Raw genomic sequence first — 24,846 nt, 5'->3', positions numbered from 1 at the left:
CTGGCTCAAGAAGCGCACCGTCAAGACGGTGCGCACGCGTCCGTTCGACGAGGACGCCCTCCCGGAGCCCGCCGCGCCCACCCTCGAGCAGACGGTCGAAGAAGGCATGCTGCTCGCGGAATACGCTACGCGGATGGCGGTCAAGAACCACATCGTGGTCGACACCCTCCAGTACGGCAACGACTTCGATCCGGCCCGCCACACCGGCGAGGCCGCGCACATGCTGCGCGAGCTCGCCTCCGAGCAGGGCGAGGCCGCCGGCCGCATCGAGGAGGAGCTGGAGGCCGCGCAGGGCCTCCGCGGCGACGCGATGCACCCGCACGACTACCGCGACATCGACGTCGCGAACCTGCGCTTGCGCCGCGACGCCGCGATCGCGCTCGCGAGTGAGCTGCGGTCGAAGGCCGATTCGGAGGACGCGCTCCTCACCCTCGTGGAGCGCGGCCGCGTCGACGCGTGGGACGAGGTCGGCCGCGCCATCGAGGCCGGGCTCGACGCGTTCTCGGGAGTGGAGGCGCTGCGCGCCGACTACGAGCGCGAGAAGCCTGCGCGCCTCAAGCTGCTGATCTGGCGCGACCTCGCGCGGCTGCAGGAGGAGCGAACGGGGTACTGAGGGGTCAGCCCCGCAACCCCACCGGCGGCACGAGCGTGCCGACGTCCGAGCGCACCCACCGGTCGCCCGTCGTGCGCTTTTCGGCGCGAGTCGCGAAGCGGTAGAGGTACATCCGCGCCCGCACCGAGCGCGGAGGCCGGCCGTCGAACGGGTCGAGGCACAGCAGTCGCAGGGTGGGCCGGTCGGCCTCCAGCAGGCGCAGCAGGAACACCTGGAACCACGGCGAGTCGCGGGAGCCGAGGGCGAGGAACCACATCAGCCAGTCGAGCCGCAGGTGGTACGGCGCGAATTGGCGCGGCAGCCTCCGCACGTCGCCGGGCTTGCCCTTGAAGCCGTACTCGAGCCAGTGGGCGGCGGGATCGAGAGGGTCGTCCTCCGTGCCCTCGACGACCACCTCGAAGCGCTCCTTCGTCACGCTGCCGAACGCGCCGTAGGCGTTCACCAGGTGCCAGCGGTTGAAGCTCGCGTTCATCAGCTGGCGCCTCCGGAACAGGTTGCGGAGCGGCCACCAGCTCAGCGCCACCAGCAGGGCGGTCGCGAGCAGCGCGACGACGGCGTACCAGACCGGTACCTCGGGGGAGCCGATCCCTCCGGTCAACCCGCCTCCCGTGACCCACCGCCAGGCCCCGTCGCTCACGGCCGCGAACGCCAGCACGATCGTGATCCAGTTGAGCCAGGCGAAGTTGCCCGTCGCGACCAGCCAGAGCTGCGTCAGGATCACGACCGCCGCCGCGATGCTGGCGACCGGCTGCGGCAGGAAGAGCAGCCACGGCACGATCAGCTGGGCGAAGTGGTTGCCGAGCACCTCCACGCGATGCCACCACTTCGGCAGCAGATGCGCCGTGCGGCTCAGCGGGTTCGGCATCGGCTGCGTCTCGTGGTGGTAGTAGAGCGCGGTGAGATCGCGCCACGAGCGGTCGCCGCGCATCTTGATCATCCCGGCGCCGAACTCGAGCCGGAAGACCAGCCAGCGCACCAGGACGATGATCGTGATCGGGGGAGCGGTGTCCCACGAGCCCAGGAAGGCCACCGTGAACCCGGCCTCGCAGATCAGGCTCTCCCAGCCGAAGCCGTAGAAGGTCTGCCCGATGTGCACGATCGACAGGTAGAGGAACCACACAATCAGGAACACCGGGACGAACACGTACGACGGAGTCAGCTGCAGCACGCCGATCACGACGAGCGCGGAGAGCACCGCGCCCGTCCAGGCGACGACGCGCAGCAGCCGGTCCGAATACCGCAGCCGGAACAGCGTCGGCTGGCGCCGGGCGTACGCGTTGCGCAGGTAGCGCGGCGCGGGCAGGAGGCCGTGCTCGCCGAGCAGCGCGGGGAACTGCGCGACGGCCGACAGGAACGCGACCACGTAGAGCGCCGCCACACCGCGCTGCAGGATCTCGCGCGCGATCGTGTAGTCGGTCCCGGCCAGCCAGCCCAGCGCATCCATCGGTCATCACCTCGACACGGTCGCGGTACGCCGGACAGCGTACGCCCGCGACGGACTCCCGAGGCTACGCCGCGAGTTCGGCGTCGAAGCGGATGGCGCGGTGGTCGGAGGCGCCTGCGGGGAGCACGTCGACCCGCTCGACCTCGAACCCGGTCGACGTCACGAAGTCGAAGTAGCCGGTGAAGAACTTGTAGCGCAGGTAGGTCGGCTCATCGCTGCGCTTGAGGGTGTACCCGGCTGTGGTCAAGTGGCGCTCGAGCCCGCGGATGAACCACGGGTAGTTGAAGTCGCCGACCATGATCGCCGGCGTGTCGGGTGCGAGCGAGCGCATGCCCTCGTGGGCCGCCGCGATCTGCTTGCGGCGCAGCGAGTTGGAGGCCGTCAGCGGGGCCGCGTGGAACGAACCGACCAGCACGCGCTCGCCGGAGTCCCTGTCGCGCAGCAGCGCGGCCAGCAGCCGCTCGTTCGCCGGCGCGAGCACGCGGTCGTGGATCGACTTGTGCACCGCGAACACCTGCGTGTCCAGCACCTCGTAGCGCTCGTCGCGCACGTACACCGCGAGTCCGAGGCGGTTGGCGCGCGTCGCGTCCGCGAGCTGGAGGTCGTGCAGACGCGGCGCGAGCATCTCGCTGTCGCACTCCTGCAGGCACAGGGCGTCGGCGTCGTACGTCTTGGCGATGTCCTCGAGCTCATGAGCGGCGGAGTGCTCGCGCAGGTTGTAGCTGATGATCCTCAGGACCACTCACCTCCTTGCACAGTTCGGGTCGTCGGGGCGGACATCGCTCATTCTGGCCCACTTCTCAGACGGTCGAACGAAGACCGTCCGCATCCCACACGGAATTCACACCCTGGTCATCACCTGTTGGACCGGTACGGTGGTCGCATGGCAGGCGATGCAGTCGTACTCACCGTCCCCGGTCCGCACGGCGATCGGGAGATCCGCATCTCGAGCCCGGGGCGGGTGCTGTATCCGGAGCTCGGCATCACCAAGCTCGACCTCGCGAACTACATCGTGGAGGTGGGCGACGCGTTCGTCCGTGCCAACGGCGACCGCCCGCTTTCACTGCAGCGGTTCCCGGAGGGGATCGACGGTGAGGAGTTCTTCTCCAAGAACCCGCCGCGCGGAACGCCCGATTTCGTGCGGTCGGTGCCGGTCGTCTACCCGAGCGCGCGCTCGCACCCGCAGCTCGTGATCGACGAGCCGGCGGCCGCCGTGTGGGCCGTCCAGATGAACACGATCGTCTTCCACCCGTGGCCCTCTCGCGCCGAGGACTCCGACAACCCCGACCAGCTGCGCATCGACCTCGACCCGCAGCCGGGCACGGGCTTCGCCGACGCGGTGCCGGCTGCGATCGAACTGCGCGCCGTGCTCGCGGAGGTCGGGCTGGAGGCGCACATCAAGACCTCCGGCAACCGCGGCCTCCACGTGTTCGCGCCGATCGAACCCGTGCGCGAGTTCCTCGACGTGCGGCACGCGGTGATCGCCGCCGCGCGCGAGCTGGAGCGCCGGATGCCCGACGCCGTGACGACGGCGTGGTGGAAGGAGGAGCGCGGCGAGAAGGTGTTCGTCGATTTCAATCAGGCCAATCGCGACCGCACGATGGCGGGCGCCTACAGCCCGCGCGCGCTCGCGCATGCGCCGGTCTCCACGCCCGTCACGTGGGATGAGCTCCCGGAGGTCGATCCGCGCGACTTCACGGTGCGCACGGTGCCGGAGCGGCTGCGCAGCGTCGGCGACCCATGGCACGACTTCGGCGAGCGCCCGGGGCGCATCGACGCGCTGCTGGAGTGGTGGCAGCGCGACCTCGACAACGGGCTCGGCGAGCTGCCCTTCCCTCCCGACTACCCGAAGATGCCCGGCGAGCCGCCGCGCGTGCAGCCCAGCCGCGCCAAGAAGACGGAGTAGCCGCCGTGGGCCGGCGCGGTCACGACATGACGTCGGCGAGGTCGTAGGCGATGGGCCGGTCGAGCTGGTCGTACGTGCAGGAGGCCGGGTCGCGGTCGGGGCGCCAGCGCTCGAACTGGGCGGTGTGCCGGAAGCGCATGCCCTCCATCTGGTCGTAGCGCACCTCCAGCACGCGCTCGGGGCGCAGCCGCACGAACGACACGTCTTTGCTGGCCGAGAACCGGCTGCGGTCGGTCGCGCCCGTCACCGCGGCGCCGCTCTCGTCTCGCTCGACCAGCGGCTCCAGCTCGTCCACCAGCTGCAGCCGCACCTTGTCGCTGAAGGCGGAGACGCCTCCGACGTTGCGCAGCACTCCGTCGTCGCCGTACAGCCCGACCAGCAGGGATCCGACGCCTCGGCCGCTGGTGTGCACGCGGTAGCCGAGCACGACCACGTCTGCGGTGCGGTGGTGCTTGATCTTGAGCATCGTGCGCTTGTTCGGCGTGTACGCGCCCGCGAGCGGTTTGGCGACGACCCCGTCGAGCCCCGCGCCCTCGAACTCGACGAGCCAGGTACGCGCCAGATCGACATCCGTGGTGGTGCGCGTGATCTGCAGGGGAGAGGGGAGGCCGCCCGCGAACTCCTCCAGCGCCGCGCGCCGCTCGGAGAACGGCCGGTCGAGGTACGACTCGTCGCCGAGGCCGAGCAGGTCGAACGCGACGAAGCTGGCCGGGGTCTGCTCGGAGAGCAGCTTCACCCGGCTCGCGGCGGGGTGGATGCGCTGCGAGAGCGCCTCCCAGTCCAGCCGCTGGCTGCCCGGCTCGCCCGTGGGCACGACGATCTCGCCGTCGAGCACGCAGGGGGAGGGCAGGAGCTCGCGGAACGCCGTGACCAGCTCCGGGAAGTAGCGCGTGAGCATCTTCGAGCCCCTGCTGCCGATCTGCACGTCGCCGATCGTGCCGTCGCCGGCGTCGGCCGCGTAGACGATGGCGCGGAAGCCGTCCCACTTGGGTTCGAAGCTCAGGCCGCCGGGCACGGCGTCCTGTTCGGGCACCGCGGGGACGGCCTTGGCGAGCATCGGGGCGACGGGGGAGTCCGCGGTCGGAAGCATGTCTCGATCATGCCGTGCCTCGCCACGCATCGGAAGGGCGGCGGCGCTGGGACCTTTCTGCCACGTCCCCGGCCGCGGGAAGAGGTTAGGTAAGCCTGACCTATACTCGAAGGGAAATGTACCGACCCGACCACGCCGCGCACACCGCCTCCACCGCGCACAACGACGACCGCGTCCAGTTCCTCGTCGTCGGCGACGAGACCTCGCTGACCGAGCTGGAGGCCGAGCTCGCGCTCCTCCCGCTCTGCGCGCGCGGGCGTGTCTTCGTGGAGGTCGGCCAGCCTTCCGAGATCGTCGCGCTCTCCGCGCCGATCCGGATGACGGTCTCCTGGCTGGTGCGCGCGGAGCGCTCCGGCCGGCCCGGCACCGCGCAGCGCTGCGGACGCGGAGAGGCGGCGACGCGCGCCGTCCGGGCCTGGGCGGCGGAGATGCTGTGCGAGGGGCCGGGCCGCACCCGCGCCATCGTGACCGGCTCCTGGGCGCTCACCACCGAGGTGGGCGAGCACCTGGTGGAGGTCGTCGGCATGGAGCCGGACGCCGTCAGCCGGCCGTCAGGCTCTCGCTGATCGTCCACAGATCGCGGCCGAGCTGGGCGTCCTTCGCCTGGCGTGCCGTGCGGCCGTTGGCCGTGAACCGGTCGAAGTAGGTGCCGGTCGGCGCTCCGACCGTGATCGGCCCGGCCAGGCGCTCCAGCGGTGCGGCGCCGGCCTCCGCCGTGATGCCGTAGCGCCCTCCGGTCACCGCGTTGCCGAACCGGATCAGCGGCGAGCTCGCTCCGAACCGCGTCGCCACCGTGCCGGGGTGGAACGAGTAGGCGATGACGCCGGTGCCGGTGAGCTGCTCTCCGAGCTCGACGGCGAACAGGACGGTCGCAAGCTTGGACGTGCCGTAGGCCTGCCAACCGCCGCGCCAGGGGCGCCGCTCCCAGTCGAGATCGTCGAGGCGCAGCCTCCCGAACCGGTTGGCCATGCTGGCGGTCGACACGACCCGCACCTCCCGACCGCTCGCCGCCGTCTCGATGAGGCGGGGCCGCAGAAGACGGGTGAGCAGGAACGGGGCCAGGTGGTTGAGCTGGATCGTCCGCTCGTGGCCGTCCACCGTCACCCGGCGCTCGTGGTACAGCCCGCCCGCGTTGTTGGCGAGCACGTCGATGCCGTCGTAATGCTCGAGCAGGGAGGCCGCCAGCGCGCGCACGTCGTCGAACCGCTCGAAGTCGGCGACGAACGCCGTCGCCCCGATCCGGTCGGCGAGCGCCCGCGTCCGCTCCGGGTCGCGGCCGACCACGGCGACGCGATCGCCGCCGGCGACCAGCCGCTCCGCCGCTACGGCGCCGATCCCGGAGCTCGCTCCGGTGACGACGATCGTGCGAGCCGTGTCGGTCATCGGTAGCCGCCCTTCTCGAGTCCCGCCTCGATCTCGAAGCGATTGCGCAGCGGGTCGCGCCCGGAGAGGAGGTAGAGGAACGGGAACAGCATCCCGTACCGCTGCCACTGCCGCTTGTGCACGACCTCGTGCTCGAGCACGTCGTCCGTCACGTTCTGGTCGGTGAGGTAGCACCCTCCCACGCAGGAGCCGCCGCGTCCGAAGGTGCGCTTCGGCATGCCGCGGAAGACGAAGAGGCCGGCGCGCCGTTCGACGCGGCCGGTGCTCCAGACGAAGCCCCAGAGGAATCCGACCGTGGTCGCATAGAGGTAGCCGAGCCGGCTGATCGGCGAGTCGAGGAACAGGGAGGCGAGCGGGCCGTCTCCGCGCGGGCGGGTCGCGGTCATTTCTCCGGGCGCCCGTACGCCTCGAGGAGGCGCAGCCAGACCTCGCTGATCGTCGGGTACGACGGAACGGCGTGCCAGAGCCGGTCGAGCGGCACCTCCCCGACAACAGCGATCGTGGCCGAGTGCAGCAGCTCGCCGACGTCCTGGCCGACGAACGTCGCGCCGAGCACGACCTTCCGGTCCTCGTCGACGACCATCCTGGCCGTGCCTTCGTAGTCGTCCGCCACCACGTACGCGCCGCTCACCGAGCCGATCGGATAGTCGACCACCCGGATGCGGTAGCCCGCCTTCTCGGCCTTGGCCGCGGTGAGCCCGACGGAGGCGACCTCCGGCTCGGTGAAGGTGACCTGCGGAACGGCCTGGTGGTCGGCGGTCGCCACGAAGGCGCCCCACGGGGCGAGCGACACCTCGTGGCCCTTCGCACGTGCGGCGATGGCGTCGCCGGCCGCGCGCGCCTGGTACTTGCCCTGGTGGGTGAGCAGGGCGCGGTGGTTCACGTCGCCCACGCCGTACAGCCAGCCGTCGTCCACCGGCTCGCCATGCGCGTCGAGCACGCGCATGCTGTCGTCGACGGTCAGCCACGCGCCGTCCTCCAGGCCGAACGCGTCGAGGCCGAGGCCGGACGACCGCGGCACGCGGCCGGTCGCCACCAGCAGCTCGTCCGTCTCGACCACACTGCCGTCGCCCAGGCGGATGCGGAAACGATCGTCGTCCGTCCTCTCGACGGACTCGGTCGTGACGTCCAGGTGCACGTGGGCGCCGAGCTCCCTCAGGCCTGCGGCGACCTGCTCGCCGGCGAACGGCTCCTCCGTTCCGAGCAGGCCGCTGCGAGCGATGAGATGCACCTCGGTGCCGAAGCCCGCGTAGGCGGTCGCCATCTCGGTGCCAACCGTGCCGCCGCCCAGAACAGCCAGCGAGACCGGGACGCGCTGCACGCTCGTCGCGTCGCGACTCGTCCACGGCTCGCTCTCGCGCAGGCCGGGGATGTCGGGGAGCAGCGCGGCGGAACCCGTGCAGACGGCGACGGCGTACCGGGCTCTGAGCACGGTGACGGCACCGTCGTCGGCGGTCACCGTGACCTCCTTGGCCGCAGAGATCGTGGCCCACCCGCGCACCAGGTCGATGCCCGCGCCCTCGAGCCACTTCACCTGGCCCTCGTCCTTCCAGTCGCTGGTCATGTAGTCGCGGCGGCGCAGCACGGCGCCGACGTCGAGCGGGCCGGTCACGGCCTCCCGCGCCCCGCCGACCCGCTGGGCCGCGCGCAGGGCTGCGGCGGAGCGGAGGAGGGTCTTCGACGGGATGCACGCCCAGTACGAGCACTCGCCGCCGACGAGCTCGGCCTCGACGATCACGGTGCGCAGGCCGCCCTGGGCCGCGCGATCGGCGACGTTCTCACCGACCGCGCCGGCTCCGATCACGATGACGTCGTACTCGGCGGTTGCGGGCATGGTTCCTCCTGGCGGTCGTAGGATCGGGCGGTCGTAAGATCGGGCGGTCGGGCGGTTCGGGATGCGGTGTTCGTCGGTGAGGCGCAGCGTACGCCGGTCAGCGGCCGACGAACTCGGCCGGGGTGCGCGTGAGGAAGGCCTGCATGCCGATCCGGGCGTCCTCGCTCCCGGCCAGGCGGACGAGCGTCGGCTGCAGCTGCGCCTCGGCGGCGGCCTCGCCCTCCCGCAACGCCGTGAACGCGTTCGCGAGCGTCGCCTGCACGGCGAGCGGTGCCTGCGCGGCGATCCGCTCGGCGATGGCGAGTGCGGCGTCGAACTGCGCTCCGTCGTCCACGATCTCCTGCACCAGGCCCATGCGGTACGCCTCGTCGGCGTCGAACATGTCGCCCGTGAGGATGTAGCGCATGGCGTTACCCCAGCCCGCCGCCCGGGGGAACCGGATGGTGGCGCCGCCGAACGGCAGGATGCCGCGGGCGACCTCGATCTGTCCGAAGCGCGTCGACCGCGCCGCGACCGAGACGTCGGAGGCGAGCATGAGCTCGATGCCGAGAGTGAGGCACGTGCCCTGAACGGCGACGACCACGGGCTTGGTGCGCTGCGCGCCGGAGACGCCCCACGGGTCGACGCCTGTCTCGGAGACGAACGAGAGGCCGTCCGCGCCGATCCGCGGGCCGACGTCCGCCAGGTCGAGACCGCCGGTGAAATGGTCGCCGACCGCGTAGACCATCCCGACGCGGAGGTCGGGGTCGCGCTCGAGCTCGCCGTACGCGTCGGCCAGCCCGGTCAGGAGCTCGAAGTCCGCCGCGTTTCGCTTGTCCGGCCGGTTGAGACCGATGAGCAGGACGTGCCCGCGTCGCTCGGTCAGGATCCTGGGTTCGCTCATGTCGCCAACGCTACCGGCCGCGCTCAGCCGGCGTCACTCAGGCGCCCGGTGAGCGCGCCGAGCACCCGGAGGATCACCGGCAGATCGCGGCCCGCGGCCTCCGGTGACTCGGGTGCGAACTCGGTGATCGCGGCGCCGGCGAGCTCGAAACGCGTGCGCAGTGCCCGGATCGCGTCGGACAGCTGTTCCGGAGTGATGCCGAACGGCTCTGGATAGCCGATGCCGTCGACGGCGGACGGGTCGAGCACGTCCAGATCGATGTGGAGGTACACGGCCGACGCTCCCGTGGCCTCCACTGCGGCGACGAGGGTCTGCGGGTCGGCAAGGCTTTCGGGGGCGATGACCCGGATTCCCATCCGATCGACGAAGTCGGACTCGCCGTCGTCGAGCGCGCGCGTCCCGGCGAGCACCAGCTGCTCGTGATGGAGGCGCGCGGGGCCGGTGGCCGCGAGGCCGTCGGGACCGTCGCCGAGCAGCGCCCGCACGACCATGCCGTGGAAGGCCCCGGAGGGCGACGTCGAGACGTTGTTGATGTCGCCGTGCGCGTCGAACCAGACCACGGCGACCGCGCCGGCAGGATGCGAGGCGACGATGTGCTGCACGCTCGCCAGATCGGAGGCGCAGTCGCCGCCGATCGTGACGACCGGGGCCTCCAGAACCGCCAGCTCGGCCTCCGCCAGCTCGCGCACCAGCGTGAGCGACGAGTAGCGCAGCACACCGGTGCCGAGCGCCTCGCCCGCTGCCGCCGGCACCGCGACGCTGTGCGTCGCCGTCGTCGGCAGGTCGCCGCGGATGGCGTCTGCGCCGTCGATGAGCCGCATGGCGCGCGACGAGCCGGAGCCCTGCCACTGCGGGACGACGAGGAATGAAGCGGGGCTCATCCTCTCTCCTTCCGTTTCGGTGTCACCGTTTCGATGTCATGGTGTGGATGCGTTCGTGCTCCGTGACCTCCGTTGCCGGCGGACCAGCACGAAGGCGACCACCGCGATCACGATCAGCGCGACGACGAGCAGCCACACGAACGCCGGGCCCGGGCCTCCGCCGACCGCGTCGCCGAGTCCGTTCGCGGCGGCGACGGCCGCCTGCGTCCAGTCCTGGGTATGGACCTTCGGCGCCACCTGGTTCTGCTCGATCGTCGTGAGCTCCCGGTCGCTGACCGGTCCGCTGTCGTCGCCCGAGAGGTAGAGAGCGCCGCCCGTGGTGTCGACCGCCAGGAGGTAGTCCGTCGGCCCCAGGTCGTTGCGGGCGGCGGTCTCGTTCGCCCAGTCCTCGGCGTCGGCCGGGTTGGTGAAGCGATCGACGAACACCACGTAGAGCGTGACACGGTGGTTCTTCTTCAGCGCAGCCGTCGCCGCCTCGATGGTGTCGACGTCGGCGTCGGACAGTACGCCGGCCTGGTCGACGACGTGACCCGAGCCCAGCTCCACCGGGTCTGCGGCCTCCGCGGCGGGGGCGGCGAGCACGAGGGGTGCCAGGGAGACGCCGAGGGCGAGCAGGAACGCTGTCACAACGCGACGCACAGACATCCACCCACTCTCCCGAGCTCACCTGTCATCCAGCCGAGTCTATTGACGGCCCCGATGCGTGTCACTGTTTCGGGAGACGGTCACTGTTTCCGCCTGTTACAGCCACGGGTGCGGGCCGAGCGCCCTCCGCCCAGAATGGCTCCTATGTCTCCGGCCGCCCGCACCCTCGCCGTCGTCGAGGCGACGCGCTTCCGCGGGAACGACCCGGAGTACCACGCCTACGTGCAGGTGCTGGTCGGCGGAGTCGTCCGCGCGGCCCGGGCCGACGGCTGGACGGTGGCGAGACTCGCCGCCGACGGTGGCACCGAAGCGCTCCTGGGTGCGACCGACCGCGCCGACGCCGTGGTGATCGTGGGAGGCGAGGACATCGCCCCGCGGTTCTACGGAGCGTCGGGAGGCTACCCGCACGAGAGCCTGCACCGCGAGACCGCCGACGCCGCCCAGCTGGCGCTGGTGCACCGGGCCATCGAGCGCAGCCTCCCGCTGCTCGGGATCTGCCGCGGCCTCCAGATCGTCAACGTCGCGCTCGGCGGCACTCTCGTCCAAGACCTCGGTGACAGCGACCACGTGCGCCGCGGGGTGCCGATCCCCGAGGTGCTGACCACGCACCCCGTGCTGCTCGAGCCGGAAAGCAGAGTGGAGGAGCTGCTCGGCGGCCCTGTCGTCTCGGTCCGCAGCGCGCACCATCAGGCGGTCGACGTGCTCGGCGAGGGCCTCCGGGTGACCGGTCGCGCCCCCGACGGCCATGTCGAGGCGATCGAGCACGAGTCCGCGCCGATCGTGGCCGTGCAGTGGCACCCGGAGGACCCGGCCGCCCCCGCGGGCCAGCTCGCCGCCCTCCTCGGCGCGCTGCGGACGCCCGCCCGCGCAGCGGCTGCCGCCGCGTAACGCGCACCTCCGCCGCCTCCCGCACCCGGAGATTCGTCACGAATCCCGACATTCGTGGCACGAATCTCGGGATTCGTGACGAATCCCGATCCCGTCACGCGCCGGGCTCGCGCCAGCCGTCGTCGCCGACGAGCGGCACGAACGTGACCGCGCCGAGGCTGCGCTCGTGGAGGTCGCCGTCGGCACCGCGCTCGAACACCGTGAGGTGCTGGGAGCCTCCCGGGCGGCCGACCGGCATCACGATTCGGCCGCCGCGCGTCAGCTGGTCCGGCCACGCCCGCGGCAGCGTCGGTCCGGTCGCCGCCGCGACGATGACGTCGTAGGGCGCGCCCTGCGGCCAGCCGAGGGTGCCGTCGCCGGTCACGACGTTCACCCGGTAGCCGAGCGCCTCCAGTGTCGCCGCCGCCGTCAGCGCGAGCTCGGGATGGCGCTCGATGCTGACCACCCGGTGGCCGAGCTCCGCCGCGACGGCTGCGGCGTAGCCCGAGCCGGTGCCGACGTCGAGCACGCTGTCCTCCGGCCCGATCCGCGCCGCCTCGAGCATCAGCGCGACGATGAACGGCTGCGAGATCGTCTGGCCGTCGCCGATCGGCATCGGGTGGTCCTCGTAGGCGTAACGCTCGGATCCCTCCGGCACGAACTCGTGGCGGGGCACGCGTCTCATCGCATCGAGCACCCGCTGGTCCTCGATTCCGCGGCGGACGAGCTGCTCCTCGACCATCCGCTCGCGTTCTGCGGCGTATTCCCTGTTCGTAGGGCTATTGAACCACCGCTGCCTGGCGGTCCTGAAGGCCCGATGCTGCGACGTCGAGGGCGTCGGCGGAAGCCCCGCCGGCCTCCAGGGCCAGCAGCGCGGCACCGAGGATCGGCGCCGCCGTCACGACGGTGACCCTGGCCAATGGCGCACGCTCGGCGAGGCCACGCTCCACTCCGCTCAGGAGGCGCTCGTCGCGCGAGCCGATCACCCCGCCGCCGAGCACGACCGGCACCTCGCGGCCGAGCAGTTCCAGTCGGCGCAGCGTGGTGGCGGCGAGCGTCACGATCTCATCGGCCTGCCGGTCCACGAGGCCCTGCGCGATCGCGTCGCCGGCGCGCGACGCCGCGAGAACGGCGGGCGCGAGGCGCGACAGGTCGCTGCTGGCGATGCGCTCGAAGTGCAGGGCTTCGATGACCTCGGGGATGCCGGCCAGCCCGTAGGCCGCGGGGATCGCGGACACGAGCGTCGTGGCCGGCCCGCGGCCGTCGACCGCCCTGGCCGCGTGCCAGAGCGCCTGCTCGCCCAGGTGCCAGCCTCCACCCCAGTCGCCGGAGGTCATCCCGAGCGACGCGTAGCGGACGACGGCGCCGTCTGCGCGGACGCCGATGCAGTTGATGCCGGTGCCGCAGACGACGGCCACGGCATCCGGCTCGCTCGTCCCGGCCCGGAGGAGCGCGAAGAGGTCGTTGTCGACGACCGCGTCCGCCCAGGCGTAGCCCGCGATCCCCGCACGGAATTCGGCGATCTCCGCCGGCAGGTCGAGCCCGGAGAGGTAGATGTTGGCGCTCGCGAGCGGCCGCGGTCCCGTCTCGACGAGCAGGCGTTCGATGAGCTCGTCGACGAGCTCAGCGGTCGCCGCCATCCCGATCAGGTGCGGGCTGGAGGTCGCGCCGCGGACGGCGGCGACGAGGGTGCCGTCGAGCTCGAGGGCCACCGCGTCGGTCTTGGAGCCGCCGCCGTCCACCGCGATCACGATGGGTGCGGAACCGTCGCCGTCGGTCATCGTGCCCACGCCAGGTGCTGGTGGTTGCGCGCGATGAGCAGGTCGGTCAGCTTCTCCGCGCGGTCGTACTGCCCGACGAGCGGGTGTGCGAGCATCGCCCGCACGACGCGGTCGCGGCCGCCGTGGACGGCCGCGTCGAGCGCGAGCCGCTCGTAGCCCGCCACGTGCCCGATGAGGCCGGCGAGGTCGTCGGCCAGCGGGGCGACCGGTTGGGCGTGCACACCCGACGCGCCGACGGTCGCCGGCACCTCGATCACGTGGTCGTCCGGCAGGAACGGCAGCGTGCCGTCGTTGCGGAGGTTGACCACCTGCACGTCGCCGCGGTCGCTCGTCAGCGACGCGAGCAGGTCGACCGCGGCCTCCGAGTAGAACGCGCCACCGCGCTGGGCGAGCTGCTCGGGCTTGGTGACGACGCTCGGGACCGCGTACAACGCCAGCAGCTCGCGCTCCACCTGCTGCACGGCCTCCGCCCTGGTCGGCGCGTCGAGCTGTTCGCGCAGCACCGCGTCGTGGGCGTAGTAGTAGCGCAGGTAGTAGCTCGGCACGTTCCCGAGCAGGCGCAGCAGGGAGGCCGGCAGCTCGATCTCCTCGGCGAGCAGCTCCAGTCGCGACGTCAGGAGGTCGGGGAGGACGTCGCGTCCGCCGACCGTGACCGACCGCTCCCAGGTCAGGTGGTTGAGCCCGACGTGGCCGAGCCCGACCTCCGCCGGCGCGACGTCGAGCAGTGCGGCGAACCGCCGCTGGAAGCCGATCGCCACGTTGCAGAGTCCGACGGCGTTGTGCCCTTCCTGCAGCAATGCGCGCGTCACGATGCCGACCGGGTTGGTGAAGTCGACGATCCATGCGCCGGGCTTGGCGTGCCTGCGCACGACCTCCGCGACCGAGAGCACGACGGGAACCGTCCGCAGCGCCTTGGCGAAGCCGCCGGGCCCCGTGGTCTCCTGCCCGATGCAGCCGCACTCGTGCGGGAACGTCTCGTCGCCGTGCCGGGCGGCCTGGCCGCCCACACGCAGCTGGATGAGCACCGCGTCGGCGTCGGCGACGCCGGCGACCAGGTCGGAGCTCGGCACGATCCGGCCGGGGTGGCCCGCGGCGCGGAACATGCGCTCGCTGATCCCGCCGACGAGTCGCAGCCGCTCGGGGTCGGTGTCGACGAGCCAGAGCTCCTCGATCGGCAGCAGGTCGCGCAGCCGCGCGAACCCGTCCACGAGCTCGGGGGTGTAGGTGGAGCCTCCGCCCACGACAGCCAGTTTCACGCGTTATCCCTTCACGCCGGTGAGTGTGATGCCCTCCACGAAGACGCGTTGGGCGAAGAAGAAGATGATGACGACCGGCACGGTGACGAGGATCGTCATCGCCATCGTCAGGCCCCAGTCGGTGCCGTGCACGCCGCGGAACGACGCGAGGCCGTAGGCGACCGGCCACGCGGCCGGGTTCTCCGAGGTGTAGAGCAGCGGCCCGTAATAGTCGTTCCACGAGTTGAAGAACATGAAGATCGCCGTGGCGGCGATGCCGGGCTTCGCCATCGGGAGGACGACCCTCCAGAGCACCCCGAACTCGCCGTTGCCGTCGATCCGTGCGGCGTCCGAGTACTCCGACGGGATCGTCAGGAAGAACTGGCGCAGCAGGAAGATCGAGAAGGCGTCGCCGAGCAGGTTGGGCAGGATCAGCGGCCACAACGTGCCGGTGAGGCCGAGCTGCGACCACATCACGTAGATCGGGATGGCCGTCACCTGCGGCGGCAGCAGCATCGCGACGATGATCGCCGTGAAGAGGATCCCGGACCCGCGGAACCGGATCTTGGCCAGCGCGTAGGCGGCCGGCACGGAGGAGACGAGCATGAACGCCGTCGCCAGGATCGCGTACATCGCCGAGTTGGCGAACCACTGGGCGAGGGGCACGGTGGTGAAGACCGTCAGGTAGTTGCTCCACACGAACGGCTGCGGCCAGAGGGAGGCTGTGAGCGTCTGCGAGCTCGACATCACCGAGGTCAGAAACACGAACAGGACCGGCGACACGAACAGCACGGCCAGCACGATGAGCACGGCGTGCTCGGCGATCCAGCCGAGTATCCGTCTGGTGCGCAGCGAGCGCGGCGTGCGGATCCTGCGCTGCGGTGCGGCGGGGGAGGCCGGGGCTTCGGGAGTGAGGGTGGCGGAGGTCATTGCGCGCCTTCCGGGGTGAACGCCTTGAACCGGCGCAGGAGCAGGAGCAGGATCACCGCGGCGACGACGAACAGCAGCACGGCGAGCGCGGACGCGTAGCCCAGCTGGTAGGTCCCGAAGCCGCGCACGTACAGCCACTGCGTGTAGGTGAGCAGGGAGTTGTCGGGGTACCCGAGCGTGTTGCCGATCCCCTCGCCGACCACGGCCTTCCCGCTGGCGACCGAGGAGGCGACGGCCGCCTCCGTGAAGTACTGGATGGCCGCGATGACGCCGGTGACCGCCGCGAAGAGCAGCACGGGCGAGATGCTCGGCAGGGTGACGTACCGCACCTTCTGCAGGCCGCCGGCTCCGTCGAGGGAGGCCGCCTCGTACTGTTCGCGCGGAACGTCGAGCAGCGCGGCGAGCAGGATGATCATGATGTCGCCCATCACCCAGATGCCGAGCAGGACGAGCGAGGGCTTGGACCACGCCGGGTCGTTGAACCACAGCGGTCCCTTGATCCCGAACCAGGCGAGCACCTGGTTCACCGGCCCGGTGCCCGGGTTGAACAAAAAGACGAACGCGACGACGCTCGCGACCGGCGGCACCAGCGCTGGCAGGTAGAAGATCGTCCGCCAGACTCCGGAGGCGCGGCGTGCGCGGGCGAGGAGCCCGGCGACGATGAGCGCGAACCCGGTCTTCACGGGCACCCAGATCACGACGAACCACAGCGTGTTCAGGGTCGCCGTCCAGACGTTGGGGTCCTGCGTGAACAGGTACTCGTAGTTGCGGAGGCCGATCCACTGCGGCGGCGAGATCAGGTCGAACCGGGTGAACGAGTAGTAGACGGACGCGATGAGCGGGTAGACGAAGAAGATCGCCAGTCCGAGCAGTGTCGGCGCCAGCAGCGCGAGCGTCACCAGGTTGCGGCGCCGCCGGTTGCGCGAGGGCCGCGTGGGGCGGGCGGTCGCCCGCCCCACGCTCTGAGTCGCTGACGTCACGAGCTCACGGGCCCTTCGAGAGAGCGAGGGCGTCGTTGATCTGCTTGTCGACCGACTTCAGGCCGGCGTCGATGTCGCCGCCCTGGCTCTGGTACTTGTTCCACCAGTCCTGGAAGGTGTTCTGGTAGCCGGCGCCGAGCGGGCTCGCGGGAGTGGTCATGACGTTCTTGTCCGACGCGATGTCGAGGAACGTCTTGAACTGCGGCGAGACCTCCAGGTCGGGGGAGGCCAGCGCGTCCTTCGTGGTCGGCACGTTCTTCAGGCCGTTGGCGAGCTTGACGACCGCGCCGGTGTCGGTGGTGAGGTACTTCAGCAGCGTCCAGGCCAGCTCGGGGTGCTGGGAGCCCTTGGAGATGCCGATGATGTTGCCGGTGATGTAACCGCCGCCGTAGAGGTCGGTGTGGTCGTCGGCGGTCGGGAAGGGCGCAGTGCCGTAGTCGAGGTCCTTCGCCTGGTCGTCGATGAAGGCGGTGCGGTACTCGCCGTCCATGTTCATGGCGACCTGGCCGGTCTGGAACGCGTTGTCCGCCGAGAACTCCTGGCCGAGGCCGGAGGTGAAGGCGTTGAGCTTGTCCCAGCCGATCTTGTCGACGTAGGCCTTCTGCCACTCGATCAGCTCCTTCCAGCCGGGGGAGGAGGAGATCGCGCTGGTGCCGTCTGCCTTCAGCCACTCGGCGCCGGCGGCCGGCCCGTAGTGCGCGGCCGAGTTCTCGTACCAGCCCATGGTCGGGTTGAAGCCGAGGGTCTTGATCGAGCCGTCCGGGTTGAACGTGGTGAGCTTGTCGGCCATGGCCTGCAGCTCGCTCAGCGTCTTGGGAGGCTCGGTGAAGCCGGCGGCCTGGAGGAGCTTCTTGTTGTAGTAAAGGCCGTAGACGTCGGCGAGCATCGGCATCGCGCAGCGGTTGCCCTTGAACTCGGTGTACGACTTCACGGTGTCGCTGAACTGGCTCATGTCGACCTTGTCGCGCTCGATCACCTTGTTGAGCGACCGGAACGCGCCGTTCGAGCAGAAGTTGCCGACGATGTCGGTCGAGTAGGAGAGGCCGACGTCGACCTTGCTGCCGGTGGCGATCGCCTTCTGCAGCTTCTCGTCGTCCTGGCCGGAGTGCACGTCGACCTTGATCTTGGGGTACTTCTTCTCGAAGTCGTCGACGACCGACTGGATGACTTTGGCCTCCCGGTCGGAGAAGAAGTGCCAGAACGACACGGTGCCCGACAGGTCGGACGGCGCGCTGTCCTGGAAGGACGTGCCGGCGGTCCCGCCGGAACACCCGGCCAGGGTGAGCGCTGCGGCCGCGGCGACCGCGGCGGCGGCGATGAGATGACGATGCTTCACGGGTGGTTCCTCGCTGATCCTTCTCGTGATTTTCGGATGGACGGTGTGGTGCAGAGGTGTCGGCGCGTCAGACGGCGATGCGCGACACTTCGTCGAAGAGCGCCTCGCGCACCTCGCCGAGGAGGTGTTCGCGTGCGCCGCGGAGGACGGGGTGGGTGGGGACGCCGGTGGCGACGACGGCGCGTTCGCCCCAGTCGGCGCGCAGTTCGGCTGCGACGAGCTCGGCGAGCCGGGGGCCGCAGGCGGCGCCGGTGGGTCCGCCGAGCACGACGAGCTCGGGGTCCAGAAGGGCGAGCACGGGCACGACGCCGACCGCGACCCGGTGCGCGAGCTCGGTGACGAGCGCCTCGGCGGCGTTCTCATCGCCCTCGAGGTCGCCGGTGAGCCCGTGGATGGAGGCCAGGGCCGCGACGGCGGGTCCGCCGATGAGGTCCTGGAGGTCGGCGGCCTCCGGGTCGAGATCCGCGGCCGAGCGGGGAATCGGCAGGTAGCCGATCTCGCCCGCGCCGCCGGAGGCTCCGCGATGCACCGCCCCGGACTGGTCGACGGCGAGGCCGAGGCCGTCGCCCATCCAGAGCAGCGCGAAACCGGCCGTTCCAGTCCCTGCGCCCTCCGTGCGCTCGGCGACCGCGGCGAGGTTCACGTCGTTGTCGATGTGGACCGCGACGCCGAGGGCGTCCTCCAGCCGCCGCCGGATACCGCGCTTGGGCCAGCCGGGGAGCGTCTCGATGTAGGTGAGCTCGTCGGTGCGCGGGTCGAGGGCGCCCTGGACGCCGACGCAGACCGCACGGACGCGCTCGGCGTCGACGTCGGCGGCGGCGCACGCGGCCTCGATCGCCAGGCGGAGGTCGGCCTCCGGCGTACGGGCGGCCTGGGGAGGCAGGGCGAGCGGCGTCACGGCGATGGGGTGCTCGGCTCCGCCGGCGTCGACGACGGTCGAGCGCAGCGACACCGCGTCGATATCGACCGCGACGCCCAGCATCCGGTCGGTGCGCACCGCATAGCCCGCCGCGTTCGGGCCGCGGCCGGCGGAGACTTCGCCCACGACGTGGATGAGACCGGCCGTCTCGAGCCGCGAGACCATCTGCGCCGCGGTGGGCTTGGAGAGCCCGGAGAGCTCGCCGATACGGGTGCGCGTGAGCACGCCGTGCTCGAGCAGCAGCGCGAGCGCGGTGCGGTCGTTGGTCTCGCGGAGCCACCCGGGGGTGCCTCGGACGGGTCGATCGGCCATGCTCATCCCCTCGTCGGAACGATGTCGTGGCCAGAATGTATCAGGAAAGTTTCTTTATAGTAAAGAGGCCGACGAAAAAGAGACCGGACAGTGACCTTCCCGGCAGCGCGATCAGCCGCTCAGACGACCGCGCGGGCGTGCTCCACGAGCCGGTCGAACGCGGCGTCCAGGTCCGGGTCGAGCCGCTGCCGCGAGGCGTCGGCGAGATACCAGTCGACGATCTCGCCGGCGCCGTGGGCGAACGCGACGCGAGCCTGGTACTCGGGCACGAGCGCCTTCACCTTGGCATTGTCGAAGTGCATCGAGTGGGCCTTGTCGCCCAGGAGGCCGGGGCCGAGATCGGGGACGGCCACAGCGATGGTCTCGCTCGCCACGTGCACGAGCTCCGCCTCGACGCCCAAGGCCTCGGCGAGGTAGCAATAGATCTGGTCCCAGGTCGGCGCTTCGTCCGAGGTGATGTGGAACGAGTCGCCCACGGCCTCCGGCCGGCCGAGCAGCCCGACGAAAGCGACGGCGAAGTCGGTGTTGTGGGTGATCGTCCACCGGCTGGTGCCGTCGCCGTGCACCACGACGGGCGCTCCGCGGCGCATCCGCTCGAGGTCGGTCCAGTGCCCGCTGGTCGGGATCATCGTGCGGTCGTAGGTGTGCGACGGTCGCACGATCGTGATCGGGAAGTCGCGCTCGCGATAGGCCTCCACCAACAGGTCCTCGCACGCGATCTTGTCGCGCGAGTACTGCCAGAACGGGTTGCGCAGCGGCGTCGACTCGGTCACCGGCATCCTCGCGGGCGGCGTCTGGTAAGCAGAAGCCGAGGAGATGAAGACGTACTGCCCGACCCTTCCCTCGAACAGGTCGAAGTCGGTGCGGATGTGCTCGGGCGTGAACGCGAGGAACTCCGCCGCGACGTCGAAGCTGCGCTCGCCGAGCACCGCGTGGACGCTCTCGGGGTCGCGGATGTCCGCGTGCAGCACCTCCACGCCGTCGGGGAGCGGGCGCAGGTCGCTGTTCCCCCGATTGACGACCGTGACCTCGTGGCCCTTTTCGAGGGCCCGGGCGACGCACGCGGAGCTGATGACCCCCGTGCCGCCGATGAAGAGTGTCCGTGTCGCTGTCATCCTCGCTCCTCGCGTCTTCGCCGGCTTCCGCCGGAGCCCGAAATCCCCTGGCCCCAGAAGACTCACACTAACGCGGACGGGGCCCCCGAGGTTAAGGTCCGTGGAGGCTCCGCGTACAGTGCAGGACGACCATCCGCGCCACCGGAGTAAGGAGCCGCCTCGACGTGTCCTCGCACAGCCTGCCCGCCCTCGTCATCGCCTGTCTGGCCGCGGTCGCCGTCGCCATCGTGGTGACCGCGATCGTCGGCCTGGTGCTGCGTGCGACGGGCCGGCATCGCGAGTGGCCCGCGCTGCTGGTGCGGCGCGCCCGGGTGCCGTTCCGGCTCTTCCTGGGAGTCGTCGTGCTGTGGATCGCCGTCGCGCTGACGCTGCCGCCGCAGGTGACGCCCGACTGGGCGGAGGTCATCCACCACACGTTCCTCATCCTGACCATCGCTGCCGGAACCTGGTTCTTCGCGGCCCTGCTCGTCTTCGTCGAAGACCTCGGGCTGGTGCGCTACCGCGTGGACGTGCCGGACAACCGGTACGCCCGCCGTGTGCGCACGCAGGTGCTGGTGCTCCGGAGGCTGACCGTCGTCGCGGCGGTCGTGATCGGCCTGGCGGCGATCCTGCTGACGTTCCCTGTGCTGCAGGCGGCCGGTGCGAGCCTCCTGGCGTCGGCAGGAATCATCGGCGTGATCGCCGGTGTCGCGGCGCAATCGAGCCTGGCCAACCTGTTCGCGGGCATCCAGCTCGCCTTCAGCGACGCGATCCGCATCGACGACGTCGTCGTGGTGGAGCAGCAGTGGGGCACGATCGAGGAGATCACGCTCACCTACGTCGTGGTGCACATCTGGGACGACCGCCGCCTGGTGCTGCCCTCCACCTACTTCACGACGAAGCCGTTCGAGAACTGGACCCGCCAGCACAGCGAGCTGCTCGGCTCGGTGGAGTTCGACCTGGACTGGCGGGTGTCGCCCTCGGGGATGCGCGCCGAGCTGAACCGCATCCTCTCGGCCACCGATCTCTGGGACGGCCGCACCGGCGTGCTGCAGGTCACGGACGCCACGCAGGGCTGGGTGCGCGTCCGCGTACTCGTCACGGGCAAGGACGCGCCGACCCTGTTCGACCTCCGCTGCCATGTGCGCGAACGGCTCGTCGACTGGATGCAGCGGTACTCCTCGGCGTCGCTCCCGCGTCAGCGGGTGGAGGTGGTGGAGGCTCCGGAGCAGCAAGTGCCCAGCGCTCGCGCGCGCAGCGCCGCGGAGGCCGAGGGCCGCCTCTTCGGCGGCACCCCCGAGAAAGAGCAGCGCGCCTCCCAGTTCACCGACGCCATCCCCGTCATCCCCGACATCCCCGACGGTGCTCGCGTCGATGAGGAGAATCGCCCCTGACACGCCGATGATCTCCTCTCTCGCACGCTCAGGGAGGAGATCGCTGCGCGTGTTTCCTCTCCCATACACACGACCCCGGTGGCGGATTGTCCACAGATTCGCCCGACGCAGGTGCGCCGTCACCAGGGCCAGGACAGCATCGACGCATGACCTGGATGAAAACGCTCCGTGCATTAGGCGGCGCGGCGACCACCCGCCAGCTCCGGATGGCCGGCGCCACGGCAGCCGCGTTGCGCGACGCGGTGCGAGAGGGCGTTATCAGGCGGCCGCGCCCCGGCGTGTACGTCTCGCCATTGCTGAGTGGCGCGGCATTGGAGGCCGTGCTCGCGGGAGGGCGCCTGTCCTGCGTCACGGCGTGCGAAAGCTACGGTCTGTGGGCAGGAACGGACCGTCGCACTCATCTGCAGCTTCCGCCGAACGGCCATGCGCCACCGTCGAGTGTCGTGCGTCATTGGCGGCGGTCCGATCCGCACGACGAGCTCTGGCGGGTCTCGCTGGCCGACTGTCTGCGCTCGGTCGCCCGCTGCAGCGACCAGGAGACGGCGGTGGCGGTGTTCGACACGGCTCTGACAGCGGGGATGGTGACGCGTGTCGGACTCCACGAGGTCCTCGAGGACCAGCCGCGTTCCGCGCGGTCGCTGGCCGAGCTCGCGCGGGCGGGGTCCGACTCCGGCGTCGAGTCGATCGTTCGACAACGCCTCGAGCGCACTGGTCGTCACGTCGAGCAGCAAGTGCACGTGCGCGGAGTCGGCCGGGTCGACATGCGCGTGGACTGCGAGCTCTACCTCGAGATAGACGGATTCGCGTTCCATTCCGACAGGGTCGCGTTCGAGCGGGACCGTAGACGTGACGCTGTCCTGCAGATACGCGGCGATCGGAGGTTGCGCATCACGGCCAGCCAGGTCCTCCACGACTGGGCCGCCGTCGAGTCGACCATCGATGCCGCGCTCCCGACCCGACCACCCTCAGCGAACTCACAGCGACGCCGGGACCAACTCGGCCCTCCTCGCTGTTCTTCTTACTGACGGCGCCGCAGCCAGCGCTCGCCGCACACAGGAGGAAACGTGACACAGGACTATCGCAAGAGCCAGGACGCCGTCGCGCGGCTCACCGCCGCGCAGTACGCGGTCACCCAGGAGGCGGCTACCGAGCCGGCCTTCCGCAACGAGTTCTGGAACAACCACGAGGCGGGCCTCTACGTCGACATCGTGTCGGGCGAGCCGCTCTTCGCCTCGGTGAACAAGTACGACAGCCGTTCCGGCTGGCCGAGCTTCACCGTGCCGGTGGACCCAGCGAACGTCGTCGAGAAGACCGACCGCACGTATGGGATGATCCGCACCGAGGTGCGCTCCGCCCACGGCGACAGCCATCTCGGCCACCTGTTCGACGACGGCCCCGCCGAGGCCGGCGGCCTGCGCTACTGCATCAACTCCGCCGCGCTCCGCTTCATCCCGCTCGCCGAGCTGGAGGAGCAGGGCTACAGCGACTACACCCACCTTTTCGAGAACGAGGAGAAGCACTGATGACGACTGAGAAGGCGATTCTGGCCGGTGGCTGTTTCTGGGGAATGCAGGACCTCATCCGCAAGCGCCCGGGCGTGGTGAGCACCCGCGTCGGGTACTCCGGCGGCGACGTCCCCAACGCCACCTACCGCAACCATGGCACCCACGCCGAGGCGATCGAGATCGAGTTCGACCCCGAGCGCGTCAGCTACCGCGATCTGCTGGAGTTCTTCTTCCAGATCCACGACCCGTCGACCAAGAACCGTCAAGGCAACGACGTCGGCACCAGCTACCGGTCGGCGATCTTCTACGAGAACGACGAGCAGCGCCGCGTGGCCGAGGACACCATCGCCGATGTCGACGCGTCCGGTCTCTGGCCGGGCAAGGTCGTCACCGAGGTGGAGGCCGCCGGCCCGTTCTGGGAGGCCGAGCCCGAGCACCAGGACTACCTGGAGCGCATCCCCTGGGGTTACACCTGCCACTTCGCGCGCCCCGACTGGAAGCTCCCGCGCCGCGAGGCGGCGGCGAGCTAGTCTCCTGTCGAATCCGACGCGCACGCGTCACCGAGGCCCACGTCGTCACGCGGCGTGGGCCTCGCCACGTTCACGGCTCGACCGGACTCACACCCGGTCGAGCAGCACCGCGACCTCCAGGTGCCCGGTCTGCGGGAACATGTCGAGCACCCGGCCGGTGCGGATGCGGTACGACGGCATCCGGGCCAGGTCGTGCGCGAGGCTGTTGGGATTGCAGCTGGAGTACACGACGCTCGGCACGCCGGAGCCTTCGAGCCATCCGGAGAGGTCCGCGCCGATCCCGCGGCGCGGCGGATTCACTATCACGAGCTCCGGGGCCGTCTTGGCGCCGAGCGCGAACGCCGTGGCGTCGGCCGCCCGGAACGCCACCTGTGGAAGCCCGGCGGCCGCCGCAGTCGCGCGGGCGCTGCGCACCGCCTCCGTGCTGGTCTCCACGCCGACCACGCGACGCCCTGCCGCCGCGACGTTGAGCGCGAAGCCGCCGACGCCGCAGTAGAGGTCCCACACGCTCGACGGCGAGACCTCATTCACCCACTCGGTCACCTGCGCGTAGAGGCTCTCGGCGACCGCCGTGTTCGTCTGGAAGAAGCTCTGCGGCCGCAACCGCAACGGGACGCCGCCGACGCGCATGACGAGCGACGACCGCGGGGTCAGCACGATCTCGGTGTCGCCTTCGACCACGGCCTTGTGCTCGGGCTGGAGGTTCGCCGTCACGACGACGGCCCCGGGCAGGGCGGCGAGCAGCTCGCCGAGCCGGGCGCGGATGCGGTCGACGGCGGCCTCGGTCCGCACGACGAACCGCACCATCAGCTCGTCGTCGGGGGAGAGTGTCACCAGCACGTACTTGAGCTCGCCGCGGCGGTCCGGAACGCTGTACGGCGCGAGACGGGTGCGCGTGACGAAGTCCGCCAGCACCGGCAGCGCGGCGCGCACGCCCGGGGCGCAGATGCCGCATTCGCGCAGGTCGACGCCGCGGCCCGCCTCGTCGAGGATGCCGATCGTGGGCGCGTCCACTGTGCCCGAGACGACCATCTTCGCTTTGTTGCGGTAGCCCGACTCCGCGCTCGCCACGGGCGGCAGCCAGACCGCGTCCCCGTAGGGGGCGAGGAGTTCGCGCGCGTGGGCGTCCTTGCGGGCGAGTTGGCCGGCGTAGGGGACGCCCATCAGCGTGCACGACCGGCACACGCCGGCGTCGAAGTAGGAGCAGTCCATTCCGCGAACGATTGTACGTGGCCAGCCGGCGCGATGACTTCGGCGACGTTTACCACAGAGAACCACACACAT

26 protein-coding genes are annotated in these 24,846 nt (G+C 70.8%); 8 read left to right on the top strand and 18 right to left on the bottom strand.

Features of this window, described 5'->3' with window-relative positions; genetic code table 11:
- Positions 1-613: hypothetical protein (locus AC0HS0_RS15600; RefSeq protein ID WP_472964986.1), on the top strand; the 613-nt coding region annotated here is incomplete at its 5' end.
- 4 nt (positions 614-617) lie between these two features.
- Here AC0HS0_RS15600 and AC0HS0_RS15595 read toward each other — a convergent pair.
- Both AC0HS0_RS15595 and AC0HS0_RS15590 read right to left on the bottom strand, forming a co-directional pair.
- Positions 618-2,057, bottom strand: coding sequence for a lipase maturation factor family protein (locus AC0HS0_RS15595; protein WP_472964985.1), 1,440 nt, complete (start codon positions 2,055-2,057; stop codon positions 618-620).
- A gap of 64 nt (positions 2,058-2,121) precedes the next feature.
- Positions 2,122-2,799, bottom strand: coding sequence for an endonuclease/exonuclease/phosphatase family protein (locus tag AC0HS0_RS15590; RefSeq protein ID WP_472964984.1), 678 nt, complete (start codon positions 2,797-2,799; stop codon positions 2,122-2,124).
- A gap of 141 nt (positions 2,800-2,940) precedes the next feature.
- Between AC0HS0_RS15590 and ligD the strand changes: the two genes are divergently transcribed.
- The gene (gene ligD / locus AC0HS0_RS15585; RefSeq protein WP_472964983.1) at positions 2,941-3,963 is read left to right on the top strand and encodes a non-homologous end-joining DNA ligase; all 1,023 of its coding nucleotides are present in this window, start codon (positions 2,941-2,943) and stop codon (positions 3,961-3,963) included.
- Positions 3,964-3,982: 19 nt separating this feature from the next.
- Here ligD and AC0HS0_RS15580 read toward each other — a convergent pair whose 3' ends face one another.
- The gene (locus AC0HS0_RS15580; RefSeq protein WP_472964982.1) at positions 3,983-5,053 is read right to left on the bottom strand and encodes an ATP-dependent DNA ligase; all 1,071 of its coding nucleotides are present in this window, start codon (positions 5,051-5,053) and stop codon (positions 3,983-3,985) included.
- Between the two features lie 116 nt (positions 5,054-5,169).
- On the opposite strand from AC0HS0_RS15580, the gene AC0HS0_RS15575 reads away from it, so the two are divergent.
- The gene (locus AC0HS0_RS15575) at positions 5,170-5,619 is read left to right on the top strand and encodes an SIP domain-containing protein (protein ID WP_472964981.1); all 450 of its coding nucleotides are present in this window, start codon (positions 5,170-5,172) and stop codon (positions 5,617-5,619) included.
- Here the strand turns inward: AC0HS0_RS15575 and AC0HS0_RS15570 are convergent.
- The 6 genes from AC0HS0_RS15570 to AC0HS0_RS15545 all read right to left on the bottom strand — a co-directional run bounded on the left by AC0HS0_RS15570 (position 5,594) and on the right by AC0HS0_RS15545 (position 10,679).
- Positions 5,594-6,436 (bottom strand): SDR family NAD(P)-dependent oxidoreductase, encoded by an 843-nt coding sequence (locus tag AC0HS0_RS15570; protein WP_472964980.1) that lies wholly within the window; start codon positions 6,434-6,436, stop codon positions 5,594-5,596. The genes AC0HS0_RS15575 and AC0HS0_RS15570 overlap by 26 nt on opposite strands.
- Positions 6,433-6,822 (bottom strand): Fe-S oxidoreductase, encoded by a 390-nt coding sequence (locus tag AC0HS0_RS15565; RefSeq protein ID WP_472964979.1) that lies wholly within the window; start codon positions 6,820-6,822, stop codon positions 6,433-6,435. The genes AC0HS0_RS15570 and AC0HS0_RS15565 overlap by 4 nt, the downstream gene beginning before the upstream one ends.
- A complete protein-coding gene (locus AC0HS0_RS15560; RefSeq protein WP_472964978.1) occupies positions 6,819-8,270 on the bottom strand; it encodes a dihydrolipoyl dehydrogenase family protein in 1,452 nt (483 codons plus the stop codon). Before AC0HS0_RS15560 ends, AC0HS0_RS15565 begins: the two co-directional genes overlap by 4 nt.
- A gap of 97 nt (positions 8,271-8,367) precedes the next feature.
- Positions 8,368-9,153 carry a crotonase/enoyl-CoA hydratase family protein gene (locus tag AC0HS0_RS15555; protein ID WP_472964977.1) on the bottom strand — a complete coding sequence of 262 codons (786 nt, stop codon included), beginning with the start codon at positions 9,151-9,153 and terminating at the stop codon, positions 8,368-8,370.
- A 23-nt stretch (positions 9,154-9,176) separates the two neighbouring features.
- Positions 9,177-10,034 (bottom strand): arginase family protein, encoded by an 858-nt coding sequence (locus AC0HS0_RS15550; protein ID WP_472964976.1) that lies wholly within the window; start codon positions 10,032-10,034, stop codon positions 9,177-9,179.
- Between the two features lie 36 nt (positions 10,035-10,070).
- Entirely contained in the window at positions 10,071-10,679 is a 609-nt protein-coding gene (locus AC0HS0_RS15545) for a TPM domain-containing protein (RefSeq protein ID WP_472964975.1), read from the bottom strand.
- Between the two features lie 144 nt (positions 10,680-10,823).
- On the opposite strand from AC0HS0_RS15545, the gene AC0HS0_RS15540 reads away from it, so the two are divergent.
- Complete coding sequence (locus AC0HS0_RS15540; RefSeq protein WP_472964974.1) at positions 10,824-11,567, top strand: gamma-glutamyl-gamma-aminobutyrate hydrolase family protein; 744 nt, start codon at positions 10,824-10,826, stop codon at positions 11,565-11,567.
- A gap of 94 nt (positions 11,568-11,661) precedes the next feature.
- On the opposite strand, the gene AC0HS0_RS15535 is transcribed toward AC0HS0_RS15540, so the two are convergent.
- The 8 genes from AC0HS0_RS15535 to AC0HS0_RS15500 all read right to left on the bottom strand — a co-directional run bounded on the left by AC0HS0_RS15535 (position 11,662) and on the right by AC0HS0_RS15500 (position 20,154).
- Entirely contained in the window at positions 11,662-12,426 is a 765-nt protein-coding gene (locus tag AC0HS0_RS15535; protein ID WP_472964973.1) for a protein-L-isoaspartate(D-aspartate) O-methyltransferase, read from the bottom strand.
- Positions 12,326-13,327 (bottom strand): N-acetylglucosamine kinase, encoded by a 1,002-nt coding sequence (locus tag AC0HS0_RS15530; RefSeq protein ID WP_472964972.1) that lies wholly within the window; start codon positions 13,325-13,327, stop codon positions 12,326-12,328. Before AC0HS0_RS15530 ends, AC0HS0_RS15535 begins: the two co-directional genes overlap by 101 nt.
- Complete coding sequence (locus AC0HS0_RS15525) at positions 13,324-14,583, bottom strand: 6-phospho-beta-glucosidase (RefSeq protein ID WP_472964971.1); 1,260 nt, start codon at positions 14,581-14,583, stop codon at positions 13,324-13,326. Before AC0HS0_RS15525 ends, AC0HS0_RS15530 begins: the two co-directional genes overlap by 4 nt.
- A 3-nt stretch (positions 14,584-14,586) precedes the next feature.
- Positions 14,587-15,492: a carbohydrate ABC transporter permease gene (locus AC0HS0_RS15520; RefSeq protein ID WP_472964970.1), complete on the bottom strand. Its 906-nt coding sequence runs from the start codon at positions 15,490-15,492 to the stop codon at positions 14,587-14,589.
- The gene (locus AC0HS0_RS15515) at positions 15,489-16,472 is read right to left on the bottom strand and encodes a carbohydrate ABC transporter permease (protein WP_472964968.1); all 984 of its coding nucleotides are present in this window, start codon (positions 16,470-16,472) and stop codon (positions 15,489-15,491) included. Before AC0HS0_RS15515 ends, AC0HS0_RS15520 begins: the two co-directional genes overlap by 4 nt.
- 4 nt (positions 16,473-16,476) lie before the next feature.
- Positions 16,477-17,808, bottom strand: coding sequence for an ABC transporter substrate-binding protein (locus AC0HS0_RS15510; protein WP_472964967.1), 1,332 nt, complete (start codon positions 17,806-17,808; stop codon positions 16,477-16,479).
- A gap of 67 nt (positions 17,809-17,875) precedes the next feature.
- A complete protein-coding gene (locus AC0HS0_RS15505) occupies positions 17,876-19,039 on the bottom strand; it encodes an ROK family transcriptional regulator (protein ID WP_472964965.1) in 1,164 nt (387 codons plus the stop codon).
- 119 nt (positions 19,040-19,158) lie between these two features.
- Positions 19,159-20,154 carry an SDR family oxidoreductase gene (locus AC0HS0_RS15500; protein WP_472964964.1) on the bottom strand — a complete coding sequence of 332 codons (996 nt, stop codon included), beginning with the start codon at positions 20,152-20,154 and terminating at the stop codon, positions 19,159-19,161.
- A gap of 164 nt (positions 20,155-20,318) precedes the next feature.
- Here AC0HS0_RS15500 and AC0HS0_RS15495 point away from each other — a divergent pair, with 164 nt between their 5' ends.
- From AC0HS0_RS15495 to msrA, 4 genes are all read left to right on the top strand, one after another.
- Positions 20,319-21,527, top strand: a complete 1,209-nt coding sequence (locus tag AC0HS0_RS15495) for a mechanosensitive ion channel family protein (protein ID WP_472964962.1) — start codon at positions 20,319-20,321, stop codon at positions 21,525-21,527.
- A gap of 146 nt (positions 21,528-21,673) precedes the next feature.
- Positions 21,674-22,552, top strand: a complete 879-nt coding sequence (locus AC0HS0_RS15490) for a type IV toxin-antitoxin system AbiEi family antitoxin domain-containing protein (protein WP_472964960.1) — start codon at positions 21,674-21,676, stop codon at positions 22,550-22,552.
- 39 nt (positions 22,553-22,591) lie between these two features.
- Positions 22,592-23,050 carry a peptide-methionine (R)-S-oxide reductase MsrB gene (msrB, locus tag AC0HS0_RS15485; protein ID WP_472964959.1) on the top strand — a complete coding sequence of 153 codons (459 nt, stop codon included), beginning with the start codon at positions 22,592-22,594 and terminating at the stop codon, positions 23,048-23,050.
- The gene (msrA, locus tag AC0HS0_RS15480; protein WP_472964958.1) at positions 23,050-23,562 is read left to right on the top strand and encodes a peptide-methionine (S)-S-oxide reductase MsrA; all 513 of its coding nucleotides are present in this window, start codon (positions 23,050-23,052) and stop codon (positions 23,560-23,562) included. Before msrB ends, msrA begins: the two co-directional genes overlap by 1 nt.
- 87 nt (positions 23,563-23,649) lie before the next feature.
- On the opposite strand, the gene rlmC is transcribed toward msrA, so the two are convergent.
- A complete protein-coding gene (gene rlmC / locus AC0HS0_RS15475) occupies positions 23,650-24,774 on the bottom strand; it encodes a 23S rRNA (uracil(747)-C(5))-methyltransferase RlmC (RefSeq protein ID WP_472964957.1) in 1,125 nt (374 codons plus the stop codon).
- Between the last annotated feature and the right edge of the window lie 72 nt (positions 24,775-24,846).

The organism is Leifsonia sp. PARNA 1/14, from assembly GCF_055720965.1.
This window is presented reverse-complemented; position numbering and strand designations above follow the sequence as displayed.

What these genes read in the sequence shown, in the direction of transcription:
- AC0HS0_RS15520 (WP_472964970.1), bottom strand. Translation starts at nt 15,492, where the DNA reads ATGACCTCCGCCACCCTCACTCCCGAAGCCCCGGCCTCCCCCGCCGCA.
- AC0HS0_RS15540 (WP_472964974.1), top strand. Translation starts at nt 10,824, where the DNA reads ATGTCTCCGGCCGCCCGCACCCTCGCCGTCGTCGAGGCGACGCGCTTC.
- AC0HS0_RS15560 (WP_472964978.1), bottom strand. Translation starts at nt 8,270, where the DNA reads ATGCCCGCAACCGCCGAGTACGACGTCATCGTGATCGGAGCCGGCGCG.
- AC0HS0_RS15595 (WP_472964985.1), bottom strand. Translation starts at nt 2,057, where the DNA reads ATGGATGCGCTGGGCTGGCTGGCCGGGACCGACTACACGATCGCGCGC.
- msrA (WP_472964958.1), top strand. Translation starts at nt 23,050, where the DNA reads ATGACGACTGAGAAGGCGATTCTGGCCGGTGGCTGTTTCTGGGGAATG.
- AC0HS0_RS15530 (WP_472964972.1), bottom strand. Translation starts at nt 13,327, where the DNA reads ATGACCGACGGCGACGGTTCCGCACCCATCGTGATCGCGGTGGACGGC.
- ligD (WP_472964983.1), top strand. Translation starts at nt 2,941, where the DNA reads ATGGCAGGCGATGCAGTCGTACTCACCGTCCCCGGTCCGCACGGCGAT.
- rlmC (WP_472964957.1), bottom strand. Translation starts at nt 24,774, where the DNA reads ATGGACTGCTCCTACTTCGACGCCGGCGTGTGCCGGTCGTGCACGCTG.
- AC0HS0_RS15555 (WP_472964977.1), bottom strand. Translation starts at nt 9,153, where the DNA reads ATGAGCGAACCCAGGATCCTGACCGAGCGACGCGGGCACGTCCTGCTC.
- AC0HS0_RS15545 (WP_472964975.1), bottom strand. Translation starts at nt 10,679, where the DNA reads ATGTCTGTGCGTCGCGTTGTGACAGCGTTCCTGCTCGCCCTCGGCGTC.
- AC0HS0_RS15575 (WP_472964981.1), top strand. Translation starts at nt 5,170, where the DNA reads ATGTACCGACCCGACCACGCCGCGCACACCGCCTCCACCGCGCACAAC.
- AC0HS0_RS15490 (WP_472964960.1), top strand. Translation starts at nt 21,674, where the DNA reads ATGACCTGGATGAAAACGCTCCGTGCATTAGGCGGCGCGGCGACCACC.
- AC0HS0_RS15500 (WP_472964964.1), bottom strand. Translation starts at nt 20,154, where the DNA reads ATGACAGCGACACGGACACTCTTCATCGGCGGCACGGGGGTCATCAGC.
- AC0HS0_RS15565 (WP_472964979.1), bottom strand. Translation starts at nt 6,822, where the DNA reads ATGACCGCGACCCGCCCGCGCGGAGACGGCCCGCTCGCCTCCCTGTTC.
- AC0HS0_RS15505 (WP_472964965.1), bottom strand. Translation starts at nt 19,039, where the DNA reads ATGGCCGATCGACCCGTCCGAGGCACCCCCGGGTGGCTCCGCGAGACC.
- AC0HS0_RS15570 (WP_472964980.1), bottom strand. Translation starts at nt 6,436, where the DNA reads ATGACCGACACGGCTCGCACGATCGTCGTCACCGGAGCGAGCTCCGGG.
- AC0HS0_RS15550 (WP_472964976.1), bottom strand. Translation starts at nt 10,034, where the DNA reads ATGAGCCCCGCTTCATTCCTCGTCGTCCCGCAGTGGCAGGGCTCCGGC.
- AC0HS0_RS15580 (WP_472964982.1), bottom strand. Translation starts at nt 5,053, where the DNA reads ATGCTTCCGACCGCGGACTCCCCCGTCGCCCCGATGCTCGCCAAGGCC.